We start from the raw sequence: 17,816 nt of genomic DNA, 5'->3' as shown, positions 1-17,816 counted from the left end.
TCGTATGATTGCGGCGCCCCCGTAGCCCAATGGCAGAGGCAAACCCCTTAAAAGGGTTGACGTGCGGGTTCGAATCCCGCCGGGGGCACTTGCCGTCTTCATCGCCTTTGGGTCCCTGACCTGGAGGTTTACCGCGATCGTCGGACGGCCTTGCTGCGGCCGATATGGAGTTGTTACGGAGCCGCGCTCTCAGCGGCCGCAACGCCCCTGGTGGCAGGGGCTGTCGGCGTCGGCGCGATGCCGGTCGGGTCGCTCGCCGGGGGTGAGTAAGCTCATGTCAGCGTCGTTTGCTTTTCACCTCTGACCATATTGACAAGGCGCGGTTTCTCTGCATCATCGGGCTTCTCCAGGGCGTTTCTTTCCGTGAATGCTCGACTACATCATTACTGCCGGTCTTTTCTCGCGGACGGACAGTAAAAGGCGCTTGCGGCGGACCCGCCTGCCCCTGGGCCTGGATGATCTTGGAACGGGCCCGATGACCTTGGGAACTCGGCGACGGGCACGTTCGTTGTCATCGCTGCCGAAGTCCCGTAAGAACATGCCAGTTGACCAAGGTGCCGCTGCGCCCCGTAGGCTCGGCGTCACAGGAGGCAGCGATGGAGAGCAAGAACCCCGTATTCAGCAGGTCGCGGCAGCAGGCCGCGGGCTGGGCTGGGCCGGACCCGTCCCCCAGTCAGTTGCAGAACATGTACGACGCCCCGTCGTACGCGGCCCCCACCCGGCCCGCGTACCGCACCATGACGCTCGACGACGTCGTCGTGCGTGGGTTCCTCACCCTCGGGGTGCTCGTCGTGGCCGCGGCCGCGGCGTGGATCCTCAACGTGCCGCCCGGGGTCGCCATCGGCGCTGCCGTAGTCGCACTGATCCTGGGGCTGATCGCCTCGTTCACGCAGAGCACCAACCCGGCGCTCATCCTGGGGTACGCCGCCTTCGAAGGCGTGTTCCTCGGCAAGATCAGCTCCGTCTTCGAGGGCCTCATCAGCGGCATCGTGCTGCAGGCCGTGCTCGGCACGGCGTTCGCGTTCGGCGCGGTGCTGACGGTCTACTCGTTGCGGGTCATCCGCGTCACGCCCAAGCTCGTGAAGTTCGGCCTGGCCGCGGGCATCGCGGCGCTCGGGCTGCTGCTGGTCAACATGCTCGTCGGCCTGTTCGCCGACGGCGGCCTCGGCCTGCGCACCGACAGCCCGATCGGCTGGGCGTTCAGCATCGTCATGATCCTCATCGGCTGCTTCTTCCTGCTGCTCGACTTCGACTCGATCGAGCAGGGCGTCAGGCAGGGGGCGCCGGAGAAGTTCGCCTGGCAGTGCGCGTTCGGCCTGACGCTGAGTCTGGTCTGGATCTACCTCGAGGTGCTCCGCTTCGTCAGCTATTTCACGAGTAGCGACTGATCGTTAACCTCCGCTTCACCACCGAGGGCTTCGCCGTCACGGCGGGGCCCTCGCCGTATGCGACCGAAAATCTACGTGCCGTCACAAAATGATGCCTGGCGGGGGGGTTGCCATTCGGACGTAGGTGTTGCAGTGTCGAGCCAAGGACCGTTATCCGCGGAGGTGCCCATGTCCTTGAACCACTCACCGGAGACGCAGACAAAGCTGATCGCAAGGGTCCCATCCATCACGGGACGCGAACTCCCAGAGTGGTTCCAAGCCATCGACAACGGCCCGGCTTTCCTGAGGTGCGATGAGCGGGCCAACTGGCTTGCCGACGAGCACGGGCTATCCCACGGCTACGCCGCCGCGATCGTTCACGAACACGAGCGGCACCGCCGTAACCGCATGGGCTTCATCTAAGCCCATCCATCCCCGCGCCCGCGCTCGAAGCGCGGGCGCGCCATCATGGCTGGATGGATCTCGACAAGGCACTCGCCTTCCTCCGCACCAACCACCACGCCATCCTCCTCACCAGGCATCGCGATGGGCGCCCGCAGATGTCTCCGGTGACCGCGGGAGTGGCGGGTGACCAGATCGTCATCAGCACCCGGGAGACGGCCGTCAAGGTGCGCAACGTCCGCCGCGACCCGCACGTCTCGCTCTGCGTCTTCACCAGCGCCTTCTACGGCGACTGGATCCAGGTGGACGGCACGGCCGACGTTCTCTCCCTCCCAGAGGCCATGGAGGGGCTGGTCTCGTACTACCGCGACATCTCGGGCGAGCACCCGGACTGGGACGACTACCGCGCCGCCATGATCCGCGAGCGCCGCCTCCTCCTCCGCATCACCCCAACCCACGCCGGCCCCGACTTCCGCGGCTGACTGGACCCACACCACCACACCGCCGCACGAGCGACCGTTTTGGCCCCCGGTGCGAACGGCGCGTACGCGGGCCGGTGCCGCACGTCGCCCGTCCCTTGGGAAGGAGGTCGGCGGGTGCGGCACCGAGACCGGTGGGGCCCAGAGCGCCGGGTCGGCGGCATGTGGTGCGGTGGTGTTCGGCGCAACGCGTACGGCGCCCGGGGTGGGCCACGGTAACCGGGCAATCATGGGCTCGCGTAACGGCGCTCAGCCGATGAAGGGTCAGAGGCCGTTTCCTGGAGGGCCATCAGCCGAAGTGCGGCGGATGGCCTGCCAGGGCGCAGCCGTAACGTATGGGCATCTCGTGGGGCCATCAGCCGAAGTGCGGCGGGTGGCCCGTCCGGGGCGCAGCCGTAACGTATGAAGGTTTGATACTCAGCTCAGGCGCTCGAGGATCATCGCCATTCCCTGGCCGCCGCCGACGCACATGGTTTCGAGGCCGATGGACTTGTCGTGGTGCTGGAGGCTGTTGATCAGTGTGGATGTGATGCGCGCCCCCGTCATCCCGAACGGGTGCCCCACCGCGATGGCCCCGCCGTTAACGTTGAGCCGGCCCAGCGGGATCCCCAGATCCCGATAAGACGGGATCACCTGCGCAGCGAAGGCCTCGTTGATCTCCACGAGGTCGATGTCCTCGATCGCCATCCCCGCCCGTGAGAGCGCCTGCTTCGAGGCCTCCACCGGCCCCAGGCCCATGATCTCCGGGGACAGCCCCGTGACCCCGGTCGAGACGATCCGGGCCAGCGGCGTGATCCCCAGCTCGGCGGCCTTCACATCGCTCATCACGATGACGGCCGCCGCCCCGTCGTTCAGCGGACAGCAGTTGCCGGCGGTCACGGTCCCGTCGGGCCGGAAGACCGGCTGGAGGGTGGCGACCTTCTCGTACGTCGTCCCCGCCCGCGGCCCGTCGTCCTTCTCCACCACCGTCCCGTCAGGCAGCGTCACCGGCGTGATGTCCTTCGCCCAGAACCCGTCGGCCAGCGCCTTCTCCGCCAGGTTCTGCGAGCGCACCCCGAACTCGTCCTGGTCCCGCCGTGTGACCCCCTTGAGCTGGGCGAGGTTCTCGGCGGTCTGTCCCATCGCGATGTAGATGTCGGGAACATCGCCATCCTCGCGCGGGTCGTGCCAGACTTTCCCGCCCTCGCCGAACGTCTTGGTACGCGCCACGGCGTCCGTGAAGATCGGGTTCTGCGTGTCGGGCAGCGAGTCGGAGCTTCCCTTGACGAACCGGGACACCGTCTCCACCCCCGCCGACACGAACACGTCCCCTTCGCCCGCCTTGATCGCGTGGAAGGCCATCCGCGTGGTCTGCAGCGACGAGGAGCAGTAGCGCGTCACGGTCGTGCCGGGCACGTTGTCCAGCCCGAGCATCACCGACACCACCCGGGCCATGTTGAACCCCTGCTCGCCTCCGGGCAGCCCGCACCCCAGCATGATGTCGTCGATGGACGAGGGATCGAGCTGGGGCACCTTGGCCAGCGCCGCCTGGATCATCTGCACGGTCAGGTCGTCAGGGCGGATCTCCTTGAGCGAGCCCTTGAAGGCCCGTCCGATCGGGGAACGCGCGGTAGCGACGATGACTGCCTCGGGCATGGCCCCTCCTTTGTCGGTGCTACAGATAGAACTATATTCGGGTCCTATCCGTACATACCCGGAGCGGTCGCGGTTTGGTCGTTGACGGCGTGGATGGCCCCCTTCTCGTCGCGCCACAGCCGCCACCCGTCCTGGCTGCCCGTGAACCAGGGCGGCGGGACGACAGCGCCCTGGACCCGCTTGCCGGTGCCCAGGTCGTACTCGCAGATGGCGGCCGTCGAGTAGAAGCCCGGCGCCTGCCCGCGCAGCGGCAGCGGCTTGGGGTCGGTGACGCAGAAGGACCAGCCGCGTTCCTCCTCGACCGGCACGGACTTGCCGGTGGCCAGGTCGAACGCCGAGCCCTTGGCGTCGTGCTTGAGGAAGCCCAGCTTGTCCATCCGATCGGGGAAGGCCAGCCACCAGCCGGAGCCGGGGACGTCGGCCGCGGTGATCTGTCCGAGCACCCGGCCGCTCTCCGACTCCAGCCGGGCGAAGCCGCCGTAGGCTCCTTGGCGGTCGACGGGGCGCACAACGGGCGCGTAGCCGGGGTTGCCGCTGGGATAGACGCGTACGACCGAGGGGCGCATCCAGTTGATCGTCCCGTTGCCGATCTTGACGGAGAAGAGGCCGAAGGTGGAGACCTTCTTGGTCTGCGGGTCCGTGTAGGGGGCGACGTAGCCGACCAGGTTGTCATCCGTCGCGCCGAACGCCCACCCGCCCGACATGTCGATGCCCGGGCCGAGCGCCTGCTCGATCGGCTGCTGCCACTGCAGCTTGCCGGTCTTGAGCTCGTACGACTCGATCATAGGGTTGGCGGCCAGCCTCAGCAGCAGGACCCGGGCCGGATCTGACCACTCCACCTCGGAGATCCCCGGCAGCTTCCACAGGAGCTTCCCCGTGACCGGGTCGAGCACCACCGTGCGGGCCTTGGCCAGGGCGGTGTGCTCGGACAGGCAGATGTACGGACCGCAGCGCTGCGGCCCGAACGTCGAATGCATCGGCCTGGTCCACTTCTGCGCCCCCGAACGGGCGTCGCGGGCGATGAGCGTGGCGTTCCAGCGGCCGCTCTTGGCGGGGTCGAGCGCGACGACCACTCCCTGGCCCTGGGACGTCTCCACGATCGCCGGGGTCGAGACGCCCATGCCGGGCAGGCGGCCGGCCATCGTGGCCGGGTAGGCCCACAGCCGCTTGCCGTCGCGGAGGCCGACGGCGACGGTCTCGAGCGTGCCGTCGGGCTTCATGGAGGTGGTGGCCACCACCCCGCCCGCCACCGCCATCCGGCTGACGACGTTGACCTGGGTGTTCTGCCAGGTCGGGAAGTTCGTGGTGGTGGCCGCGTCGCTGCCGGAGCAGCCGGCCGCGGCGAGGGCTCCTACGAGGGTTCCTGCGAGGGCGATGGACGGTTTCCAGGGGGGACGCTGCACGGGCAATCCACTCCAAAAAGGACGAGGAGTGGCGACTCCGGCGCGCAGAGTGACCAGCACCAGGCGCACCTCGCCCGGCCTGAGCGTCGGACGTCAGGCCTAAGCCGAGCCTGAGCGTCAGACGCCAGGCGTCGTCGACGGTCTCGCCGAGCCGCCTGAGCGTCGGACGTCAGGCGTCGTCGACAGTCTCGCCGAGCCTGGACGTCACACGCCGGGCGTCGTTGAGCGTCACGCCGAGTCGCCGGCGGAGCAACGTCGCCCACTTCCCGTGCAGGCCCGTCGCCCGCCCGTCGACCCGGGTCGCGGTGACCTCGGTGCCGGGCTCCTCCGCGGCCGTAGCCGCCGCGAGGTAGATCGGTTGCAGTGCTTCGCCACGTGCGGGCCGCGGCTCAGGCCACAGCCCCAACGCAGCGCACACCGACGGTAGCACTGCGTTAGCGGCCTGCGCGTAACCTCGGGCAGATGGATGGAAACGATCCGGTCCGAACATTTCTGTCGGATTTGTATCGAACTCTGGCCCCAGAACGTCGGCGAACGCCACCGTACGGCCGCCCGCGTCGACCACCGCCACCGTCTGCGCCGCCGCGAGCTGGCGGCTCCAGCGCCGCGTCACCCAGCGCAGCGGCTGCGCGATCGGCCGCACCGTGCCGAGGTCGGGACAGGTGCCCACGACCACCTCGACCCCCGCGTCACGAAGCCGCCGCACGGCCTTGGTCAGATGTCGTACGGCGATCGCGGGCGGCGTCTGCGTGATGATGTCGTTGGCCCCCACGAAGATCACCGCCACGTCGGGCTCCATGGCCAGGGCCTTGTCCACCTGCTCTCCCAGCTCGGATGACGGGGCGCCGGACTTGCCGACGACGAGCAGGTGCACCGGACGCTCGGCGACCGAGGCCAGTCCGTTCGCCAGCAGCACGCCGGGGGTCTCGCTGTGGTCCGCCATGCCGAGTCCGACGGAGGTGGAGTCGCCGAGCATGGCCATCTTGAGCGGCTCGCCGGGGAAGTCGCCGTACGTGCCGTCGGACGGCGGCCCGTCCAGCCCGTGCGGGCGCCCGATGGCCTTGCGCGCGAGCAGCCCTTCGGCGATCAGCAGACCGTATGCCGTGGCACCGAGGGCAGTCAGCCCGCCCCCGCCGAGCGCCGCGGCCGCGGCGATTTTGCGTGCCGCGCGCGCCATACTAGCTGGCCAGACCACGTAGTGCCCTCCCTAGTCGAACTCGGCGGTAGCGTTTGCTTGAAAACTAGTCGAGGGCCTGCCACCCCCAATGGATCTCGGCCACAGACAAGCTGACCAAGCTTCGGCAAAGAAGGTGAACACCTCGGTGCGCGTTTACGATTCCCTGGTCGATCTGATCGGGAACACTCCGCTCGTCCGGCTGCACAAAGTCAACGCGGGGCTGCCCGCACAGGTGCTGGCCAAGGTCGAGTATCTCAACCCGGGTGGCTCGGTCAAGGACCGCATCGCGGTACGCATGATCGAGGCCGCGGAGGCGTCGGGCCAGCTGCGTCCCGGCGGCGTGATCGTCGAGCCGACCTCCGGCAACACCGGCGTGGGTCTCGCGATCGTGGCTCAGCAGAGGGGGTACCGGTGCCTGTTCGTGGTGCCGGACAAGGTGGCCCAGGACAAGATCGCGGTGCTGAGGGCGTACGGGGCGGAGGTCGTGGTCTGCCCGACCGCCGTCTCGCCCGACCATCCCGACTCGTACTACTCGGTGTCCGACAGGCTGGCCCGCGAGGTGCCGAACGCCTGGAAGCCCGACCAGTACTCCAACGTCAACAACCCCGACTCCCACTACCACTCGACGGGGCCGGAGATCTGGGAGCAGACCGAGGGCCGGATCACCCACTTCGTCGCGGGCATCGGCACCGGCGGCACGATCAGCGGCACCGGCCGCTACCTCAAGGAGATCTCCGGCGGGCGGGTGAAGATCATCGGGGCCGACCCCGAGGGCTCGGTCTACTCGGGCGGCTCCGGCCGGCCGTACCTCGTGGAAGGGGTCGGCGAGGACATCTGGCCGGCCACGTACGACACCAAGATCTGCGACGAGATCATCGCGGTGTCCGACAAGGAGTCGTTCAACATGACCCGCAGGCTGGCCCGCGAGGAGGGGCTGCTGGTCGGCGGCTCGTGCGGGATGGCGGTCGTGGCGGCGCTGCGAGTGGCGGCCACGGCCGCACCCGACGACATGATCGTCGTGCTGCTGCCCGACGGCGGCCGCGGCTACCTCTCGAAGATCTTCAACGACGACTGGATGGCCGACTACGGCTTCCTGACCACGCCCTCCGAGGAAGGGCTGGTCAGCGATGTGCTGGCCCGGAAGGGGCCGGGGCTGCCGGAGTTCGTGCACGCGCACCCGCACGAGTCGGTCAGCACGGCCATCTCCATCATGCGCGAATACTCGGTCTCCCAGCTTCCGGTGATGAAGGAGGAGCCGCCGGTCATGGCGGCCGAGGTGGTCGGCTCCATCGTCGAGCGCGACCTCCTCGAAGCCCTTTATCACGGCAGGCTCTCCTCCGACGACCCGATCGCCGATCACATGTCAGCGCCGCTACCCATGATCGGCAGTGGTGAACCTGTGTCCCGTGCGGTTGAAGCGCTGGAGAAGGCCGATGCGGCGGTTGTGCTGGAAGACGGCAAGCCCGCGGGCATGATCACCAGGCAGGACCTGCTCGCCTTCCTGGCGAATCACTAGGGCTTTCTGATCGACTCGATCACGGTGCCGAGGCCCTCGTGGCCGCGGCCCTCGGCGTCGGCGCGCTCGAACAACGCCTTGAGCGCGCCCGGCACCGTGGTCTCCATCCCGGCCTCGGCCAGCGCCTCGACGGCGTGGCCGATGCCGACGGCCTGCATGTGCAGGGAGTTCTGACCGCCCGGGTACTCGCCGGCCTCGAAGCAGTCGGCCAGGATCTTGGCGTACCCCATGGGGCCGTCACCGCCCACCTGGGTGAACAGGTTCTGGGCGAACGGCAGGAACTCCCGCGGCGGCACCTCCGCCGTGCGCAGCAGCGCCATGGCGTGCATGAAGCTGGTCAGGCTCGACCAGAAGATCAGCAACTGGGCCTGGTAGTACATCATCGCCAGGCCCTGGTCCGGCCCGACGTAGGTGACCTCGCTCAGCGCCTCCAGCGTCCCGGCGTGCCGGTCGAGGACCTCCTTGGGGCCGCTGTAGAAGGCGTACGCGCCCGGCAGGCCGATCGCCGGCGGCGGGACCATGATGCCCGCCGTGATCAGCGTGCCACCGCGCTCCTCCACCCACCTGGCGGCCCTCCGCAGCGCCTCCGGGGTGTCGGAGCTGAGGTTGACCACCGCCTTCCCGTCCAGCCTGGCGTCGCCGAGGCTGTCGTACATCGCCTGGTAGCTGATCTGGCTGACCACCAGCAGCTCACCGTCCGCCGCGCTCGCCGCCTGCCTGGCGCCCTTGGCCACCAGCGGCGCTGCCTTGCTCGCCGTACGGTTCCACACCGCCACCTCGTGTCCGGCGGCCAGGAAGGTCTCTGCCATCTTCGACCCCATCGGGCCGAGTCCCACGACTGTCACTTGACTCATGCCCCTCACCCTTTGGCACGCCGCTACGGAAATCCTTCGGCCCCGCTACGGGTTGGTCATGACGTGGTGCGTTTCGGGGTGCTGGGGCCGCTGGAGGTCTGGGCGGAGGACGGGTCGCCGGTCCGGGTGGCCGAGCCCAAGGTGCGCGCGCTCCTGGCCGACCTGCTGGCGCACGGGGGCGGGCCGGTCTCCGCCGACCGGCTGATCGAGCATCTCTGGGGCGACCGGCCCGGCCGCAACCCGGCCGGCACCCTCCAGGCCCGCGTCTCCCAGCTCCGCCGCTCGCTCGGCGACCCACGTTCGGTCGTGCACGGTCCCGCCGGGTACCGCCTGGCTCCTGCCGACTCCGACGCCCTGCGCTTCCGGTCCCTCGTGGAGCGGCGATCCTCCGATCTCCGTCTGCGCGCCGCCGAGCTGGACCAGGCTCTCGGGCTGTGGCGCGGGCCCGCGTACGCCGACTTCGCCGACGCCGGCTTCGCGCGCGCCGAGGCGGCGCGCCTGGAGGAGACGCGCCTGGCGGCGCTGGAGGAGCAGGCGGAAGTACGGCTGGAGCTGGGCGAGCCCGTGGACCTGGGCGATCTGGTGGCTCGTCACCCGCTGCGCGAACGGCTGGTCGCCTCGCACATGAAGGCGCTCTATCGGGGCGGGCGGCAGAGCGAGGCCCTGGCTGCTTACGGCGAGTTGCGACGGCGGCTGGGGGAGGAGCTCGGGCTGGACCCGTCGCCCGCGCTGGCCGAGCTCCACCAGGCCGTCCTCCGCCAGGACCGGGGGCTGCTCACAGCCGGGGCCGCGCCTCTTGGGGACGTTTCCGGGCTTCGTACGAACCTGCCCGCGCCGTTGACCGACATGATCGGGCGCGACGGCGAGCTGGCCGAGGTTCGTGAGCTGCTGTCCACCTCCCGCCTGGTGACGCTCACGGGGCCGGGCGGCGTCGGCAAGACCCGGCTCGCCCTGGCCGCCGCCCCGGGCGCCCCGGGTTTCCCCGACGGGGTGTGGCTGGTCGAGCTGTCGGGGGCGATCGATGTGGCGGAGGCGGTCGCGGCCGTGCTGGGCGTCCGGGACGACGACGCCGTCGCGCTTGAGCCCAGGCTGGCCGGGGCGCTGGCGGGCAAGCGGATGCTGCTCGTCCTCGACAACTGCGAACACCTGGTGGTTCAGGCGGCCGGGCTGGTCTCCGCCCTGCTGCGGGCGGCCCTCGGGCTCCGCGTGCTCGCCACCAGCCAGGAGCCGCTGGGCGTGACGGGCGAGCACGTACGCGTGGTGCCGCCCCTGCCCGAACCCGAGGCCGTACGGCTCTTCACGGCCAGGGCGAGCATCCAGCCGAGCGAGACCGTGGCCACCATCTGCAGGCGGCTCGACGGCATCCCGCTGGCACTGGAGCTGGCCGCCACTCGTGTACGCGCGCTCGGGGTGAAGGAGCTGGCGGACCGGCTGGATGACCGGTTCAGGCTGCTCAGTGCAGGAATGCGGGACGCGCCTGCGAGGCAGCGCACGCTCCGGGCGATGATCGACTGGAGCTGGGAGCTGCTCTCCGGTCCCGAGCGCGTCGTGCTGCGGCGGCTGGCCGTACACGCTGACGGGTGCACGCTGGACGCGGCCGAGGAGGTGAGCGCCGAGCCCGGCGTGGACGTTCTCGACACGCTGGCCAGGCTGGTGGACCGGTCACTGGTCGTGCGTGTGCCGGGGCCGCGTTTCCGGCTGCTGGAGTCCGTGACGGCGTACTGCGTGGAGCGGCTTCGGGAGGCGGGCGAGCACGACGCGATCAGGGAGCGCCACGCCCGCTACTACACCGCCCTGGCGGAACGGGCCGACCTCAGGGGGCCGGGGCAGCGCGAGTGGCTCGCCCGGCTCGACGCCGAGAGCGCCAACCTCCGGCTCGCTCTTGCGGGCCCGGAGCCGCTACGCCTGGTCGACGCTCTCGCCTGGTACTGGTTCCTGCGCGGACGCCTCCGCGAGGCCCGCCGGTCCCTGGCAGCGGCACTGTCCACCCGCACCACGCCTGCCGCGGCGGCATCCGTGACGGCGGCTGAGGCGGCGCGGGTGTCGGTGTGGCTGACGGGGATCGAGATACGGATCGGCGAGCCGGCCTCGCCGGTGCGTCACGCCGAGCTCGATCAGGCGGGCGCCGCGCTGGCCGACTGGTTCCTGAGCCACGTCCGGTGGGCTTACGGCGACAGGCAGGCGCACGAGGCGGCGGCCGAGCGGGCGCTGGCGGCGTACCAGGAGCTGGGCGATCGGTGGGGTGTGGCGGCGGCGCTCTGCCTGCGCGGCAAGCTCGCCGTCGGCCGGGGCGACCTGGAGGCGATGGAGCGGGACGGGGAGCGGGGTCTGGAGGTCTTCAGGGAGCTGGGCGACGAGTGGGGGCAGATCGAGGCCATGGACGTGCTCGACCGGGCGGCCGAGATCCGCGGGGACTACCCGAAGGCCGCCCGGCTGCGTGAGGAGGCGCTGCGGCTGGCCGAGGAGCTGGGGTTCGAGGTGTCGTTCAAGCTGGCCGCCCTGGGCAGGATCGCGATGTTGTCGGGCGACTACGAGCGGGCCGACGACTACCACGAGCGCGCCAGGAGGGTGGCGGTCGAGCAGTCGTACAAGTCGGCCGAGGAGAACGCCGTACTCGGCCTGGCCATGAGCGCCAGGCGGCAGGGCAGGTATGAGCAGGCGGAGTCGTACCTGCTGTCCCTGCTGGACTGGTTGCGGCGGGTGCGGGGGACGCCGGGGATCGCGTTCATCATGGCGGAGCTGGGCTTCGCCGCCGAGCAGCGCGGTGCCGCGGCGACCGCGCTGGCCAGGCATCGCGAAGGGTACGAGGCCGCGCGGGCGACCGCTGACCCCCGCGCGATCGCGCTGGCACTCGAGGGCCTGGCCGGGGCCCTGTCGCTGGAGACATCCGTTAACGGTGACGAGCCCGGCCCGCGCTCACAAGGTGGCGGCGCCGTGGTGGCGGCCAGGCTGATCGGGGCGGCCGCGGCCATCCGGGACGCGGTCGGGGCGCCCCTGCCGCCGGGCGAGCGGCTGGATGTGGAGCGGATCGGCCAGAGGTTGCGCAACGTCCTGGGCGACGAGGGCTTCGAGCAGGCTCTAAGGGAGGGGGAACTCGGCGACCACTTCCCAGGCGCCCTGGGCGGAGGGGCCCGCGTAGAGCCTGCCGCCCAGCGCCTCCACCCGCTCGGCCATCCCGACCAGCCCGAACCCGCCACCGAGGCGGGAGACCCGCGGATCTGACGCGGCCCCGAAGTTCCGCACCCGCAGCACCACCGTCTGCTCGTGGCGCCGCAAGTCCGATTCGACCCAGGCGGTGTGGGAGGCGTGCTTGCGCACGTTCGTCAGCGCCTCCTGGAGCACCCGGTGCAGGGTGGTCATGACCTCCGGCGGCAGCGTGTGATCGTCCAGCCCCTGCCCGATCTCGAACGCCACCTTCGGCCCGTCAGCGGAGAACCGGTCGGTCAGTATCCGCAGGTCGGCCAGCGTGATGCCGGGCTTGCGGGCCGCGTCGTCCTCGGTACGCAGCACCGTGACCATGCGCCGCATCGAGGTCAGCGCCTCCGAACCGGCTGTGGCGATGGCGTCGAGCGCGGGCGCGACCGCCTCCGGGCTGGTCTCGGCGACCGTTCGCGCGGCCTGGGCCTGGACCACGATGCCCGTGATGTAGTGGGCGACCAGGTCGTGCAGCTCCCTGGCCAGCTCGAGCCGTTCGGCCCGCCGTACCGAATGGACGGCCTCCGCGCGGCGCTCCTGCTGGAAGCGGAGGTAGCCGCCGATCCCCGCCGCCGTCGACCACCCCGCGAACAGCAGGAACGAGAACGCCAGCCCCGCGTTGTGGTATTCGCGGCCGACGGCCTCGGCCATCAGCACGATCAGCCCCACGCACGCGAGCACCGCCGCCCGCCGGACCGGCTCCACGTGCCGCAGCACGCCGATGAGCAGGATGAGCAGCGACCCTGTCTCCGCCATGCCGGGCGCGCCCGCGAGCCCGGTGCCCCCGATCACGATCGACGTGCCGAAAGACAGGGCCAGCATGGCGCTGAACCCTTCGATCCGGTACCTGCGCCGCAGCACCACGGCCGCGATCCCGCACGCGCCGCAGAAGGGCACCAGCCACTGGAAGCTCCCGATGCCGACGGCCAGCACGAGGTCGAGCAGCAGCATCATGGCCAGCCAGCCGATCATCGCGATCTCGCTCAGCCGGCGGATCCAGTACACGATGCGCTTGGTGTCCCCCACGGCCCTGAGCCTAGGCCGGAAGTCGGACATCTCGTATCGACCGTTCGGCCGAGCCGGGTCGCCAGAGACCAACCCTTCAGCGGAGGCGGCGGCCAGGGGGCGTCGCCGATGCTGGATGTGTCGGAAGGGGACAGGAAATGGTTGCCATCGGGTTCGTGCTGCTGGGTGTCGGGCTGCTGGTCGGAGTGCTGCTCGCGCTGGCCGACCCAGTGCTGCTCTCCCGCATCAACGGGGACGCCGCGGAGGGCGGCAGCGGCCGGTTCGTCGAGGCGGATGTCGTACGGCTCGAGCGCCGCCCGGACCACAACGAGCCGCAGGCGGCCTGACGACCTGGCTCGCGCGGGCATGGTGCGCGAGCCATCGCGGGGCCGTTGGGGGACGGCACCCCGCGAGCGGCCCGCGATCCGGAGGGGACGGATCGCGGGCCGACGTCCATTAACGTGGCCTATATGAGCAACGGTTTTGAGACGCTGGCCATCCACGCAGGTCAGGAGCCCGACCCGGTAACGGGTGCGGTCGTGCCGCCGATCTACGCGACGTCCACGTACAAGCAGGACGGTGTGGGGGGCCTGCGTTCCGGATATGAGTACAGCCGCTCGGCCAACCCCACCAGGACGGCGCTCGAAGAGGCGCTGGCGGCGGTGGAGGGCGGCGTGCGCGGGCTGGCGTTCGCCTCGGGGCTGGCCGCCGAGGACACCCTGCTGCGCGCGGTGTGCAAGCCGCAGGACCACGTCATCATCCCGAACGACGCGTACGGCGGGACGTTCCGGCTGTTCGCCAAGGTCCAGGAGCGCTGGGACCTGCACTACGACCCGGTCCCGCTGCACGACCTCGACGCCGTGGCGGGGGCGATGACGCAGAAGACGAAGATCGTGTGGGTCGAGACGCCCACCAACCCGCTGCTCGGCATCGCCGACATCGCCGCGCTGGCACAGCTGGCCCACGACAACGGGTCGCTGCTGGTCGTCGACAACACGTTCGCGTCGCCGTACCTGCAGCAGCCACTGCTGCTAGGGGCGGATGTGGTCGTCCACTCGACCACCAAGTACGTGGGCGGGCACTCCGACGTGGTCGGCGGGGCGCTGATCACGAACGATCGCGGGCTGGGGGAGGAGCTGGCCTACCACCAGAACGCGATGGGGGCGGTGGCGGGGCCGTTCGACGCGTGGCTGACGCTGCGCGGGCTCAAGACGCTCGGCGTACGCATGGACCGCCACTGCGACAACGCCGAGCGCGTCGTCGACCTGCTGCTGGCGCACCCTCGGGTGACCGAGGTGCTCTACCCGGGGCTGGCCGAGCACACGGGGCACGAGGTGGCGGCCAAGCAGATGAGGCGGTTCGGGGGCATGGTGTCGTTCCGCGTCGCCGGGGGCGAGGCGGAGGCCGTGGAGGTGTGCAACCGGGCGAAGCTCTTCACGCTTGGCGAGTCGCTGGGCGGAGTGGAGTCGCTGATCGAGCATCCGGGCAGGATGACGCACGCCTCGGCGGCCGGGTCGCCCTTGGAGGTGCCCAGCGATCTGGTGCGGCTGTCGGTGGGCATCGAGACCATCGACGACCTGCTCGCGGACCTCACGCAGGCGCTCGCGTAAGCCCCCGGCCTTTGCGTGTGAGGATGCTCAGCCGGTCGGGACCACCATCAGGAAAAGGATCACCAGCCAGATCACGGACAAGAGCCCACTGATCGCGGCGATCCGCCCGTTCTGCACCTTCGCGTCGTCCTCGGCGCTCTCGCTCGAGAGCGCCCGGACGGCGGTGCGCAGGTCGCGGTCGATGATGACGAGCAGCACCGCGGCCACGATGAACAGCGTCATCGAAGCCGTCATGTACCACCTGCCGAGGAGCCCGTCGCCGATCACCGCGCCGAGCGCCAGCCCGAACACGAACACGCCCAGGGTGCCGAGGCTGTAGATCCTCGTCATGCGCTGGATGTACTGCAGCGTGGGCACGTTCTTGTTGCGGATGACGCGCGGCGCGGCCATCGTCGCGGCGGTGACCGGGCCGATCGTGAAGATCGCGAATCCGATGTGCAGCCAGAGAAGCAGGGACGACATGCCGCTGAGACTAGTCGCCGGTGATCTCGGTGGGGGACTCGACACTCTCTTTGCTCTTCTCGGAGCACCGCATGATCAGCTCTGTGGTCGCGACGGCGACGACCATCAGGACGATCAGCAGAACCGTGGCTATCATGGGCACCCCTCCTTCCCCGTGTCAGACGTAAATATCGTCCGTAATGACTAGACGTCGGCGCAACGGAATAAGTTCGGCGCGGGTAAGGTTGCTCACTGTCTTTTTCTTTCGCCGTTAGGGCACAAGGGGGTGCCATCCGTGGCCATCAGGCACGTCGCGCCGTACACCGAGGAGTGGCTGCAGCAGCCGGCCAGTTATGTACGGCAGGTCATCGACGAACTCGGACCTGAGGTGGCGGACTGGTGGGAGGGCCCCAGCGACCCGCGCGACGCCACGCTCCGGCTCGCCGACGGGACCGCCCTGGTGTGGGACGAGGAGAGCGGCTGGCGCCTGGGCGCGTTCGTCTCGGGCGGTCGCGGCAGCCACACCGAGCTGAACGGCATCCGCTACCTTGGCCACGGCCTCCTCCCCAAACCGGAACGCGTACCCTCGGCCCTCAACGACGCGAGGGCCGGAGTCGGCGCCAGCTCGGCCTGGCGCCCCTGCTACCGCTCCCACCGCAACTGCCGCGACGGCTTCGACGTGGCCCTCGCCTTCTACTCCCGCCTCATCGGCGCCTGAACCCACCGAACGCCGGGCCCGACTGCATGGGCCTCCACGGTGGACGCGCTTCGCGCGGCTCGGCTACGGACTGGCCTTACGGGAGCCCCGCACTCCCGGACCCTCGGTGGTCGGCCGACTGAGCGATGAGGCGCGCCGAAGTGGCGAAATACAGGTGCGAACCGATCTGCGGACTCGCCAGACTCAGCGACATGAACGCCAAGGTCACGCGAATAAACCCGGACCAATTGCACAAGACGCCCGGGTATCGCCACATCACCATCGTCGAATCCGGCCGGATGGCTTTCCTCGCCGGTCAGTGCCCGCTCGATCACACGGGCGCTCTGGTCGGCCCCGGTGACCTCGACGCACAGATCGACCAGGTCGTGGCCAACGCCCTCACCGCGCTGGCCGCGATCGGTGCCCGGCCTGAGCACGTCGTCCGCTCGGTGATCTACGTGGTCAGCGACGACACCGGGGTGCTGGCCGCCGCGTGGCGCCGCCTCATGGGCTCGGCCCTCGCACCGGCCTTCACCACCGCCAGCACTCTCCTGGGCGTCGCGCAGCTCGGCTTCGAGGGGCAGCTCGTCGAGGTGGATCTCACGGCGGCACTTTCCGACTGACCGAGAAACGAAGCCCGCTGGGCTGGGGCTCACTGCGGACTTCGGGCGTTGATCTTCGCTTGGGTCTGATCGCGGTGGCCGTGGCGTGGCGCCACATGGTGATGCTCCTCGGGGGCATCACGATGGAGGCCGGCAAGCCCAGGACGGGTAGCCGTCGGGGCGCAGGGGGCCATGAAGAGGTCATTTCAGGCCGGTCAGGCGGCACAGCGCGGCGAAGCCGTCGTCGGTGCCGGGCCAGTGGCGGCGTACCGCGTCGATCCCGGAGCGTCGTACGACCGAGCGCAGCACCGCGGTGACGATGATGGCGTCGTCGGCGTAACCGAGGACCGGGATGAAGTCGGGGATCAGGTCGATGGGGATGGCCAGGTAAGCCAGCAGCAGCCCGAGCCGTACGCGCACGCCGCGGGGCAGGCTGGGGTCGGCGGCCAGGCGGCGCACCAGGCGCAGCACGTCGGGGAGGAGGCGCAGCGCCTCGCGCAGCATGCCGCCGCGCGGCCGTACGATCGCCAGCGCGGCGATCAACGCCGCCCAGGAGACGAGCAGCGCGACCGCCAGCCCGATCAGCAGGTCCCAGCCCCACGAGCCGGTCATGCCTGCCCGCTCTCACGCGCTTCCGTGACCACGGTTGCGGCTTGGCTGAGGGGTGCGTCGGGGGCCTCGGCGGCGAGGGCGGCCTGCTCGAACGCTGCGAGGTCCGCGGCGGCGGCCCGCGCCTGGGCTCCGGCCGGGGCGGCGAAGTAGTCGCGGTTCGCACGACCGGCGCTTGTCAGCGGGGCCGCCGTCGTGGCCGCCAACGGGCGCCCGGTGGGCCGGCGCGACCCGTGCGCGGTGCTGCTCAGCTGAGCAAGGGGAGACGCTCTTGGGCAAGGCGGGCGTTGGGTGAGTGGGGCCACGGGCGGGTCCTTCGGTGTCGCGGGTCTAGGTGGGCTGTGCCTGGCGGTGGAGGACGAGCATGATGTGCTCGTCCTCGCCGTGCCGCACCGTCCCCGACCGCTGGAAGCCGTGCCTCTCCAGGAGCCGGACCGATCCGGTGTTTTCCTCAAAGGGGTCGGCGTAGAGGGGGCGGGCCTTCTCCTGCAGCAGGAAGAGCCCCAAGGCGCGGGTGCCGATGCCGCGGCCCCAGAACTCGCGGCCGAACCAGTAGCCGATGAAGCGTCTGTCCGCTTCCCACCAGGCCACGATGTTTCCGGCCAGATCGCCGTCCACCGTGACCGCCTGCACGAACACGGTGGGGTCGCCGAGGATCCGGGTGGTCCAGTGGTGGAGGAACGCCTCCCGCGGCCGGGGGCGGAACTTCGACCTCCGGACCGCCTCCGGGTCGTGCTCCTGCCTCAGGAACACCTCCAAATCGGCCTCCACCACGTCACGGAGCCGTACGTCATCGCTCATGCCAAGCAAGCCTGCCAAACGCC

Annotated in this window: 18 protein-coding genes, 1 tRNA gene and 1 pseudogene; 10 read left to right on the top strand and 10 right to left on the bottom strand. The window is 70.1% G+C overall.

Going from position 1 to position 17,816, the window contains the following annotated elements; genetic code table 11:
• Positions 1 to 15: 15 nt before the first annotated feature.
• The 4 genes from AB0J09_RS02115 (at position 16) to AB0J09_RS02100 (ending at position 2,251) form a co-directional block, all read left to right on the top strand.
• Positions 16 to 88: transfer RNA gene (locus tag AB0J09_RS02115), tRNA-Leu, on the top strand.
• A 508-nt stretch (positions 89 to 596) separates the two neighbouring features.
• Positions 597 to 1,388, top strand: a complete 792-nt coding sequence (locus AB0J09_RS02110; protein ID WP_360683607.1) for a Bax inhibitor-1/YccA family protein — start codon at positions 597 to 599, stop codon at positions 1,386 to 1,388.
• A 168-nt stretch (positions 1,389 to 1,556) separates the two neighbouring features.
• Positions 1,557 to 1,790: a DUF4287 domain-containing protein gene (locus AB0J09_RS02105; protein ID WP_185068609.1), complete on the top strand. Its 234-nt coding sequence runs from the start codon at positions 1,557 to 1,559 to the stop codon at positions 1,788 to 1,790.
• Between the two features lie 53 nt (positions 1,791 to 1,843).
• Positions 1,844 to 2,251, top strand: coding sequence for a PPOX class F420-dependent oxidoreductase (locus tag AB0J09_RS02100; protein WP_360683603.1), 408 nt, complete (start codon positions 1,844 to 1,846; stop codon positions 2,249 to 2,251).
• A 414-nt stretch (positions 2,252 to 2,665) separates the two neighbouring features.
• Here AB0J09_RS02100 and AB0J09_RS02095 read toward each other — a convergent pair whose 3' ends face one another.
• The 3 genes from AB0J09_RS02095 to AB0J09_RS02085 all read right to left on the bottom strand — a co-directional run bounded on the left by AB0J09_RS02095 (position 2,666) and on the right by AB0J09_RS02085 (position 6,463).
• The gene (locus AB0J09_RS02095; RefSeq protein WP_360683600.1) at positions 2,666 to 3,883 is read right to left on the bottom strand and encodes an acetyl-CoA C-acetyltransferase; all 1,218 of its coding nucleotides are present in this window, start codon (positions 3,881 to 3,883) and stop codon (positions 2,666 to 2,668) included.
• Between the two features lie 44 nt (positions 3,884 to 3,927).
• Entirely contained in the window at positions 3,928 to 5,286 is a 1,359-nt protein-coding gene (locus AB0J09_RS02090; RefSeq protein ID WP_360683597.1) for a PQQ-binding-like beta-propeller repeat protein, read from the bottom strand.
• Positions 5,287 to 5,455: 169 nt separating this feature from the next.
• Positions 5,456 to 6,463 (bottom strand): SGNH/GDSL hydrolase family protein, encoded by a 1,008-nt coding sequence (locus tag AB0J09_RS02085; protein ID WP_360683594.1) that lies wholly within the window; start codon positions 6,461 to 6,463, stop codon positions 5,456 to 5,458.
• 145 nt (positions 6,464 to 6,608) lie between these two features.
• Here AB0J09_RS02085 and AB0J09_RS02080 point away from each other — a divergent pair, with 145 nt between their 5' ends.
• Complete coding sequence (locus tag AB0J09_RS02080; protein WP_360683591.1) at positions 6,609 to 7,979, top strand: cystathionine beta-synthase; 1,371 nt, start codon at positions 6,609 to 6,611, stop codon at positions 7,977 to 7,979.
• On the opposite strand, the gene AB0J09_RS02075 is transcribed toward AB0J09_RS02080, so the two are convergent.
• Entirely contained in the window at positions 7,976 to 8,833 is an 858-nt protein-coding gene (locus AB0J09_RS02075) for an NAD(P)-binding domain-containing protein (protein WP_360683589.1), read from the bottom strand. The two genes, AB0J09_RS02080 and AB0J09_RS02075, sit on opposite strands and share 4 nt — an antisense overlap.
• Here AB0J09_RS02075 and AB0J09_RS02070 point away from each other — a divergent pair.
• Positions 8,759 to 11,386 (top strand): annotated as a pseudogene (locus AB0J09_RS02070) (BTAD domain-containing putative transcriptional regulator); the annotation flags it as partial. The gene AB0J09_RS02075 and the pseudogene AB0J09_RS02070 overlap by 75 nt on opposite strands.
• A gap of 525 nt (positions 11,387 to 11,911) precedes the next feature.
• Here AB0J09_RS02070 and AB0J09_RS02065 read toward each other — a convergent pair.
• On the bottom strand, positions 11,912 to 13,054 hold the full coding sequence (locus tag AB0J09_RS02065) for a histidine kinase (RefSeq protein WP_360683586.1): 1,143 nt from the start codon (positions 13,052 to 13,054) through the stop codon (positions 11,912 to 11,914).
• A gap of 137 nt (positions 13,055 to 13,191) precedes the next feature.
• Here AB0J09_RS02065 and AB0J09_RS02060 point away from each other — a divergent pair, with 137 nt between their 5' ends.
• Entirely contained in the window at positions 13,192 to 13,380 is a 189-nt protein-coding gene (locus tag AB0J09_RS02060; RefSeq protein ID WP_360683583.1) for a hypothetical protein, read from the top strand.
• Positions 13,381 to 13,503: 123 nt separating this feature from the next.
• The gene (locus tag AB0J09_RS02055) at positions 13,504 to 14,643 is read left to right on the top strand and encodes a cystathionine gamma-synthase (RefSeq protein ID WP_360683580.1); all 1,140 of its coding nucleotides are present in this window, start codon (positions 13,504 to 13,506) and stop codon (positions 14,641 to 14,643) included.
• Positions 14,644 to 14,670: 27 nt separating this feature from the next.
• Here AB0J09_RS02055 and AB0J09_RS02050 read toward each other — a convergent pair whose 3' ends face one another.
• Both AB0J09_RS02050 and AB0J09_RS02045 read right to left on the bottom strand, forming a co-directional pair.
• A complete protein-coding gene (locus tag AB0J09_RS02050) occupies positions 14,671 to 15,105 on the bottom strand; it encodes a hypothetical protein (protein ID WP_360683577.1) in 435 nt (144 codons plus the stop codon).
• 10 nt (positions 15,106 to 15,115) lie between these two features.
• Complete coding sequence (locus AB0J09_RS02045) at positions 15,116 to 15,241, bottom strand: hypothetical protein (RefSeq protein ID WP_360683574.1); 126 nt, start codon at positions 15,239 to 15,241, stop codon at positions 15,116 to 15,118.
• A 138-nt stretch (positions 15,242 to 15,379) separates the two neighbouring features.
• Here AB0J09_RS02045 and AB0J09_RS02040 point away from each other — a divergent pair, with 138 nt between their 5' ends.
• Positions 15,380 to 15,802: a DUF6292 family protein gene (locus AB0J09_RS02040; RefSeq protein ID WP_360683571.1), complete on the top strand. Its 423-nt coding sequence runs from the start codon at positions 15,380 to 15,382 to the stop codon at positions 15,800 to 15,802.
• A 191-nt stretch (positions 15,803 to 15,993) separates the two neighbouring features.
• On the top strand, positions 15,994 to 16,404 hold the full coding sequence (locus AB0J09_RS02035) for a RidA family protein (RefSeq protein WP_360683568.1): 411 nt from the start codon (positions 15,994 to 15,996) through the stop codon (positions 16,402 to 16,404).
• 180 nt (positions 16,405 to 16,584) lie between these two features.
• Here the strand turns inward: AB0J09_RS02035 and AB0J09_RS02030 are convergent, their stop codons facing one another.
• From AB0J09_RS02030 to AB0J09_RS02020, 3 genes are all read right to left on the bottom strand, one after another.
• Complete coding sequence (locus tag AB0J09_RS02030; protein WP_360683565.1) at positions 16,585 to 16,995, bottom strand: DUF1232 domain-containing protein; 411 nt, start codon at positions 16,993 to 16,995, stop codon at positions 16,585 to 16,587.
• Positions 16,992 to 17,198 carry a hypothetical protein gene (locus tag AB0J09_RS02025; RefSeq protein ID WP_360683562.1) on the bottom strand — a complete coding sequence of 69 codons (207 nt, stop codon included), beginning with the start codon at positions 17,196 to 17,198 and terminating at the stop codon, positions 16,992 to 16,994. The genes AB0J09_RS02030 and AB0J09_RS02025 overlap by 4 nt, the downstream gene beginning before the upstream one ends.
• A gap of 124 nt (positions 17,199 to 17,322) precedes the next feature.
• Positions 17,323 to 17,793 (bottom strand): GNAT family N-acetyltransferase, encoded by a 471-nt coding sequence (locus AB0J09_RS02020; protein WP_360683559.1) that lies wholly within the window; start codon positions 17,791 to 17,793, stop codon positions 17,323 to 17,325.
• Between the last annotated feature and the right edge of the window lie 23 nt (positions 17,794 to 17,816).

It is taken from the genome of Nonomuraea sp. NPDC049784 (assembly GCF_040659615.1).
Lineage (GTDB): Bacteria > Actinomycetota > Actinomycetes > Streptosporangiales > Streptosporangiaceae > Nonomuraea.
The sequence above is the reverse complement of the archived record's forward strand: the minus strand, read 5'-3'. Positions and strand labels throughout refer to the sequence as shown.